The sequence below is a fragment of the Oleiphilus sp. HI0123 genome, assembly GCF_001635315.1.
This window is the reverse complement of record NZ_LWGE01000921.1, coordinates 1-6,950: the sequence shown is the minus strand read 5'-3', so window position 1 is coordinate 6,950 and position 6,950 is coordinate 1. Positions and strand designations below refer to the sequence as shown.

Below are 6,950 nucleotides of genomic sequence, written 5' to 3'. Positions count from 1 at the left end.
GGATCGGCTCTGGCACAGGTTTATAAGCAAATGGGTGCCGTCACGCCAGATGTCGACGACCCGGAAGATTTAAAAGCTTTCTTTGCTGTGATTCAGGGTTTGAATCAAGATGGCAAATTGCTGGCTTATCACGATCGTTCTGATGGCGGCTTATTTACAACCCTGGCGGAAATGTCATTCGCTGGGCGTGTAGGTGTTGACGTTAAGCTGGACTTGTTGGCTGAAGACTCCAGCCACTTCGCGCGAGAACTTTATAATGAAGAGCTAGGTGCAGTCATCCAGGTTAAGCAAGGTGATACTGAAGAGGTTCTTCAGCAATTCACTGCTGCGGGCTTAGGTGAGCATACGCTAGTAATTGGCCAGACCAACGAAGACGATAAGATTCGTTTTGCTTTTGATGGTCAGTCAGTTATTGAGGAATCTAGAGCTTACTATCAGAGAATTTGGGCAGAAACGAGCTATCGAATGCAATCGGCACGTGATAATGCCGAGTGTGCTCAAGAAGAATACGATACATTACTGGATGAAAAAGACCCTGGCTTGAACGCTAAACTAAGCTTCGATCCGAACGAAGATATCGTTGCGCCTTATATCAATACTGGTGCCAAGCCAAAGGTTGCGGTACTGCGTGAGCAGGGCGTTAATGGACAGATAGAGATGGCAGCTGCCTTCACCAAGGCAGGCTTCTCAGCCGTTGATGTTCATATGAGTGATCTCTTGGCTGGCAGAACAGCCTTAAGTGATTATAATGCGTTAGTCGCTTGCGGCGGCTTCTCTTACGGCGATGTTTTGGGCGCTGGTGAAGGTTGGGCGAAATCGATCTTGTTCAATAGCAGCGTGAGAGATCAATTCTCGGCCTTCTTTGAGCGTCAAGATACTTTAGCGCTTGGCGTTTGTAATGGCTGTCAGATGATGTCTAATCTTCGTGAGCTGATTCCTGGTTCAGAGCATTGGCCTCATTTTGTGCGCAACCGTTCTGAGCAGTTTGAAGCACGTGTAGCGCTCCTGGAAGTACAATCGTCTCCTTCTTTGATCTTGAATGGTATGGCGGGCTCTCGACTTCCTGTGGCAGTAGCGCACGGAGAAGGGCGAGCTGAATTCGCGAGTGAGCAAAAACTGGCGTCCCTGATGTCGTCTGAGCAATTGGCTTTAAAATACGTAGACAATTATGGGCAGACAGCGACTCGTTATCCTGCTAACCCGAATGGCTCTCCAGAAGGCTTAGCCGGGGTTTGTTCTCAGGATGGACGTGTGACGATTATGATGCCTCACCCTGAGCGTGTTTATCGTACTTTGCAAAACTCTTGGCACCCTAAGGACTGGGGAGAAGATGGTCCTTGGTTGAGGATTTTCAGAAACGCGAGAAAATGGTTCGTTTAACGAACCATTTTTTTTGCCTGGGTTTTGTCTAGAAAGATTGGTTAAATGCTCCGAATTTGGGCGTGTAACAAAATGTTAAAATCTGTATTTCTTTGTGAAAACTGCGACGTCGAATATTTGTCGACTTGATCGATAATTGACCTTCAAATTACGTTTCAAATAACGAAATATTGACAGGCTCTCAAAAAGACAACGTTTTTGCTGGTTTTTATGCACACATTTGAGGCGCTTGCTATATAAGTGAGTAAAAAACTGAGGCTTTCTACACTTTTCTTTGTTGACATATTTAACGTATTGATAATAAAGGGTTTATTTGCTTCGGTTAAAAAAGTGTCAATTTGTATGAAGTTCAGTGTTTATCAGTGTTTAGGGCGTTTTCCCAAAAACTTTCCCCAGAGTTATCCACAGTTTTTGTGGGTAAGTTAAAATTAAATCTAACACTTGTTTGAAACACCTGTATTGGCGGGCTTTACACGTAAATCTGTGTAACCTTAATAAATGAATCAAGTGTACGGTAGGGTATATGGTATGTATAAGTTATGTTTTTTTGTGCCTGTCGAGAATGCGGAAAAAGTTAAGGATGCGGTTTTTTTGACAGGTGCAGGTAGGATAGGTTGTTATGATCGGTGTAGCTGGGAAACTTTGGGGGCTGGACAATTTAGACCTTTATCTGGTAGCAAGCCAGCGATTGGTCAGATTGATGAAATTGAAAAAGTTCAAGAGCTAAAGGTTGAATTGGTTTGTTCGGATGAGTGTATCAAACAGGCCGTGTCAGCATTGAAGCAGGCTCATCCTTACGAAGAGCCTGCATACGAAGTATTTCGTTTGGAGGAGGGCTTCTAGTGTTCCCTAGCTCATTAGCTGATTAAGGCTGACTGGTGTGACTCTGAGCACTTCATCAATGGTTGTTAAGCCATTTGCTATTTTATTTGCGCCGCTTAGCCTTAGTGAATACATCCCTTCTTTAATTGCTTCTTTTCTGAGCTCTGCTACTTGACCGCTTTCGTGTATGTGCCCTTTTAAGCTTTCGGATAAGGGCATGATTTCATAAACGCCTGCTCGACCGCGATAGCCTGTTTGTCGACATTCTTGGCAGCCGACGGGTTGTTGCGCATTTTGAGGCAAAGGTGTTTTCCAAGGTCTGGTAAGCATTTTCCAGTCTTCCTCTTCAAGCTCGACAGGTGTCTTGCAGGACGTACAAAGGGTTCTAACCAGCCTTTGGGCCATCACGCCCAATACCGTTGCTTTTATTAGGTATGGAGGGATGCCGAGTTCCATTAATCGCGTGATTGCGCTGGGTGCGTCATTAGTATGCAGTGTCGAAATAACCAGGTGGCCTGTCAGGGCAGCTTGTATTGCCATCTCGGCTGTTTCCAGGTCTCTTATTTCACCAATCATTATGATATCGGGGTCTTGTCGCATAAGGGCTTTAATGCCGCTGGCGAAATCCAGGTCGATATTTTGTTGGATCTGCATCTGATTGAAGGCAGGTTCTACCATTTCAATCGGATCTTCAATCGTGCTGACATTAACTTCGGGTGTCGCGAGTTCACGCAAGGTCGAATAGAGCGTTGTCGTTTTTCCTGAACCGGTCGGGCCGGTAACGAGAATAATGCCATTTGGCTGACCGGTCATTTGCTTCCAGCGTTTTAAATCTTCGCTAGAAAAGCCTAACTCAGAGAATGAGCATTGTAAGACTTCCGGATCGAAAACACGCATTACTAGTTTTTCGCCAAAGGCGGTAGGCAGGGTTGAAAGACGGAGCTCTATTTCCTTCTCATTGCTGTTACGTGTTTTTATTCGGCCATCTTGTGGTTTTCTTTTTTCGGCGACATTGAGGCGACCTAGAATCTTGAAGCGGCTGGTAACCGCGATGCCTACTTTGGCGGGAAATTCATAGACGTTATGCAGTACACCATCAATTCGAAAGCGTACTTGTGAGATTTCCCGGCGTGGTTCAATGTGAATATCGCTAGCGCGCTGCTCAAAAGCATATTGCAGAAGCCAGTCAACAATGTTGATGATGTGTTGATCGTTAGCGTCCGGGTTGCCTTGCGCGCCAAGTTCCAGCATTTGTTCAAAGTTCTGTGAATGCTGCGAGGAAGTTTGTGCGCCAGCCTTATTAACAGAGTTTGCCAGGTGATAAAATTCGACAGTATATTTTCTTAGATCAGCAGGAGAGACGATGACTCGGCTAATGTTCTTCTTGAGAATGTGCTTTAGATCGTTTTCCCAATGATCAACAAAAGGTTGGGCGCTGGCGATGACGGCTTCTTCTGAGTTGATTTCGACTGCCAGAATATGATGCCGCTGAGCGAAAGCAAGTGACATCACGTTTGCTACTTTCTGACTATCAATTTTCAGAGGGTCGATTTGGAAAACCTCTTGCCCGCTCCATGTAGAAAGCCAGTTAAGCAAGGATTCTATGCTGATGGCTTCCCCGGAAGGTTTACTTAGTTCAGCGTTCGCTATGATTTCTAAAGGGTGAAGCTTTGCCTGCGCACTTCCTTTTGGCGCGATCAGCAGCGCCTTCGCATCTTCCTCACTTAACCACTTATCTTGCTGCAATTGGTGAACGATTTGCCCGAAAGTGAGTGGCTCAGAATGTGAAAATTGCTGCTGCATTAAGGTTTACTCTCATGTAACTAAAGCTAACTGATTAGTTAGCTAATCTAGAATAGCGCTCGGCCCAGAGCGCGTTCCCACTTTATATAAAACATAGCAGATAAAAAGATGTTGACGGTTAATAAAGTGATAACCAGGTCTAAGCCTGCGCCTTGAGATAGAAAGGCTTCGACAACTGCTTGAGTAAAATAGAATAAAACGATAAAACAAAGCCACGTATATGAACGCAGGCTATCTTTAATTAAGCCAGGCAGAATGATCAGCAATGGGGAGAGTTTGACGCTTACGACGACCCAGGGTGAGCTTCCTTCGGGTAGGTAGCTTGGAAGGCTGGTGATGATCATCATTAGAATAAGTAAAAGGTAGGAAGCCCAAGTAATGCAGTAGGCGACTACGTTTTTTCTTGGGCGCTGTGGTGTTTGAGACATTCGGTGTTCCATTACAATTGAGGTGAGCTTGGTGTCGACAGTCCGACTTCACCCTCAAACTTATACCGTAGAGGGCGCTTCGAAGCATATATCGTTTATATAAGTTCGAGTACGTTTTCTGGTGGGCGACCCAGAACTGCTTTGTCGCCTTTAATGACAATAGGGCGTTCGATGAGCTTTGGGAATTTCGTCATCGCGTCAATTAATTGGGCGTCGCTAAGTGTTTTATCTGCTAGCTCGTTGTCTTTGTAAGCTTGCTCACCTTTGCGAAGAAGTTCGCGGGCGCCAATGCCTAACTTACCAAGTATCTCTGAGATTTTTTTGGCGTCTGGCGTATCATCTAAATACAGAACAATTTCAGGCTGGATGCCTTTCTCTTCGATAAGCGCTAAGGTTTGGCGTGATTTAGAGCAGCGAGGATTGTGGTATATTTGTATCGTGTCGGTCATAGTTAATCGTCCAGCGTGGTAAAATTAGATGGCATATTGTAACAGGAGTCAGGCTTGAGAATAAAAACACTTTTGCCCTTTGTATTGTTTCTTTTTCTAAGTGCCTGCTCTGAATCTGTTTTCGTCTTTTCTGATGGTCGCCAGCAAGCGCTAAACTCATATAAGGGGCAGTGGCTATTAATCAATTACTGGGCAGAATGGTGCCGGCCCTGTCTCGATGAATTACCAGAATTGAACAAGTTAAATAAAGGTGAGGCCTTCCAGGTTCTGGGTTTTGACTTCGATAAAGCGAAAGGAGAGCTCTTGGATAGCAAGGTTAAGCGGTTGGGAATAGATTTTCCGGTGCTTGATGCAGACCCGTCTAGCATGTTTTCTCAGAAATTGCCGAGTGGCCTGCCAGCGACAATGTTAATAAACAAGCAGGGGAAGTTTGTTAAGTGGTTAATGGGGCCGCAAACGGCAGAGTCGATCAATAGGCATTTAGGCTTGGAGTAAAAGTAGCTGTTTTTACTCTGAGCTCAAATATTGTTAAGCCAGAGTTGATACGCGCTCTGCTTCTTGGATTACCCGTTTAGGGCACCTGTCCATCACCACTGATATTCCTGCTGCACGTAACTTGGCTGCAGCAGTTTCATTGATGACGCCAATCTGCATCCAAACAACCTTGGGTTGTAGAGTTTTCGGAAGTGCTAGCACTTCGTCACATATCGATGCAGCGGCTTCAGAGTTTCTAAAAATATCGACCATGTCGACCTTAATGGGCAGCTTGGTGATGTTTTTGATTACCGTTTCACCTAACAGATTCTGGCCTTCTAGGTCTGGGTTAATCGGTGTGATTTTGAAACCTTTGTTTTGCAAGAAGTTCATGACTTCATTACTTGGTCTTTCGGGTTTTTGACTGGCACCAACTAAGGCAATTGTTTCAACTGAGTTGAGTAGATCTATCAACTGGTTGTGGTTAAATTGTGTTTTGATAAGGTTCACCAATGCGTCTGATACGGGAATTAAAGTCGTAAAAAATAAGCGCTAAGATGCTTCGACAAGGCCTTAAGTCATGCTAACATCTCAGCTCCTACAATATGTCATCGCGATACCTCATGCCAGCAAAATTTGTTCATCTCAAGTTACATACTGAATTCTCCCTTACCAACGGTTTGGTAAGGATCAAACCGCTGATTAAACAGTTGGTCGATGAGGAGTTTCCGGCGGTCGCGATCACTGATCAATCTAACCTGTGTGCACTCGTCAAGTTCTATAAGTCTACGCGCGGTTCTGGTATCAAACCGATCGCCGGGGTTGATATTTGGCTCGAAAACGAAAGTGAGCCAGACAATCCAAGCCGTCTTACCTTGTTGGCAAAGACTGACAAGGGTTACCTTAATATGACCGAGTTGGTCTCGAAGGGTTTTACTGAAGGGCAAGATTATGGCAAAGCGGTCATCACGAAAGAGTGGTTGAAGGAAGCATCAGAAGGTCTGATTGTTTTGTCCGGTGCGAAAGATGGAGAAATTGGCCGTGCTTTGTTGGCTGGGAGAGAAGACCTTGCTGTTGAGCTCTTGGAGCACTGGATGTCGGTTTTTTCTGATAGTTTCTACCTTGAACTTCAGCGTACTAATCGCCCTAATGATGAGGAATGCGTTCATCTGAGTGTTGCGCTAGCCGAGAAGTTATCGTGTCCGGTTGTTGCGACAAACGATGTGCAATTTCTGGCTGAGTCTGATTTTGAGGCTCACGAAGCCAGGGTTTGTATTTCAGACGGTGAAACACTCGATAACCCAAACCGGGAAAAGCTCTATAGTGACGCTCAGTACCTTAAAAGTGCTGACGAGATGTTGGCCTTATTCGAAGATATTCCCGAGGCCGTTGAAAACACGATAGAAATCGCTAAACGCTGCAATGTGGAAATTCGTTTGGGCGAGTACTTTCTGCCTCAATATCCCGTGCCTGAAGGCATGACAATGGATGAGTTTTTTCGCAAGCTTTGTCATGACGACCTGGATGAGCGCTTAAAAGTAATTTTGGCTAATTGTCCTGAAGACGAGCTTGAGGAACGGCGAAAACCTTATCT

Annotated in this window: 8 protein-coding genes; 4 read left to right on the top strand and 4 right to left on the bottom strand. The window is 45.1% G+C overall.

All coding sequences use genetic code 11. The features are described from left to right. Both A3761_RS07960 and A3761_RS07955 read left to right on the top strand, forming a co-directional pair. A partial coding sequence (locus A3761_RS07960) for a phosphoribosylformylglycinamidine synthase subunit PurQ (protein ID WP_197472964.1) occupies window positions 1-1,380 on the top strand: 1,380 nt, incomplete at its 5' end. A 528-nt stretch (window positions 1,381-1,908) separates the two neighbouring features. Further along, window positions 1,909-2,223 (top strand): YqfO family protein, encoded by a 315-nt coding sequence (locus A3761_RS07955; protein ID WP_068511457.1) that lies wholly within the window; start codon window positions 1,909-1,911, stop codon window positions 2,221-2,223. Between the two features lie 6 nt (window positions 2,224-2,229). Here the strand turns inward: A3761_RS07955 and A3761_RS07950 are convergent, their stop codons facing one another. The 3 genes from A3761_RS07950 to arsC all read right to left on the bottom strand — a co-directional run bounded on the left by A3761_RS07950 (window position 2,230) and on the right by arsC (window position 4,882). Beyond that, the gene (locus A3761_RS07950; protein ID WP_068511455.1) at window positions 2,230-4,005 is read right to left on the bottom strand and encodes a GspE/PulE family protein; all 1,776 of its coding nucleotides are present in this window, start codon (window positions 4,003-4,005) and stop codon (window positions 2,230-2,232) included. 47 nt (window positions 4,006-4,052) lie between these two features. Beyond that, entirely contained in the window at window positions 4,053-4,433 is a 381-nt protein-coding gene (locus tag A3761_RS07945; protein ID WP_068511453.1) for a DUF2069 domain-containing protein, read from the bottom strand. Between the two features lie 95 nt (window positions 4,434-4,528). Then, entirely contained in the window at window positions 4,529-4,882 is a 354-nt protein-coding gene (gene arsC, locus A3761_RS07940; protein WP_068511451.1) for an arsenate reductase (glutaredoxin), read from the bottom strand. 54 nt (window positions 4,883-4,936) lie between these two features. Between arsC and A3761_RS07935 the strand changes: the two genes are divergently transcribed. Next, window positions 4,937-5,377 carry a TlpA disulfide reductase family protein gene (locus A3761_RS07935; protein WP_068511449.1) on the top strand — a complete coding sequence of 147 codons (441 nt, stop codon included), beginning with the start codon at window positions 4,937-4,939 and terminating at the stop codon, window positions 5,375-5,377. Window positions 5,378-5,410: 33 nt separating this feature from the next. Here the strand turns inward: A3761_RS07935 and A3761_RS07930 are convergent, their stop codons facing one another. Next, the gene (locus A3761_RS07930) at window positions 5,411-5,866 is read right to left on the bottom strand and encodes a CoA-binding protein (protein WP_231872309.1); all 456 of its coding nucleotides are present in this window, start codon (window positions 5,864-5,866) and stop codon (window positions 5,411-5,413) included. A gap of 113 nt (window positions 5,867-5,979) precedes the next feature. Here A3761_RS07930 and A3761_RS07925 point away from each other — a divergent pair. Then, on the top strand, window positions 5,980-6,950 hold a 971-nt coding region (locus A3761_RS07925; protein WP_156491735.1), incomplete at its 3' end, for a PHP domain-containing protein.

Bases quoted from the DNA above. Each gene is read 5' to 3' on its own strand.
- A3761_RS07945 (WP_068511453.1), bottom strand. From the start codon at position 4,433: ATGTCTCAAACACCACAGCGCCCAAGAAAAAACGTAGTCGCCTACTGC.
- A3761_RS07950 (WP_068511455.1), bottom strand. From the start codon at position 4,005: ATGCAGCAGCAATTTTCACATTCTGAGCCACTCACTTTCGGGCAAATC.
- A3761_RS07955 (WP_068511457.1), top strand. From the start codon at position 1,909: ATGTATAAGTTATGTTTTTTTGTGCCTGTCGAGAATGCGGAAAAAGTT.
- arsC (WP_068511451.1), bottom strand. From the start codon at position 4,882: ATGACCGACACGATACAAATATACCACAATCCTCGCTGCTCTAAATCA.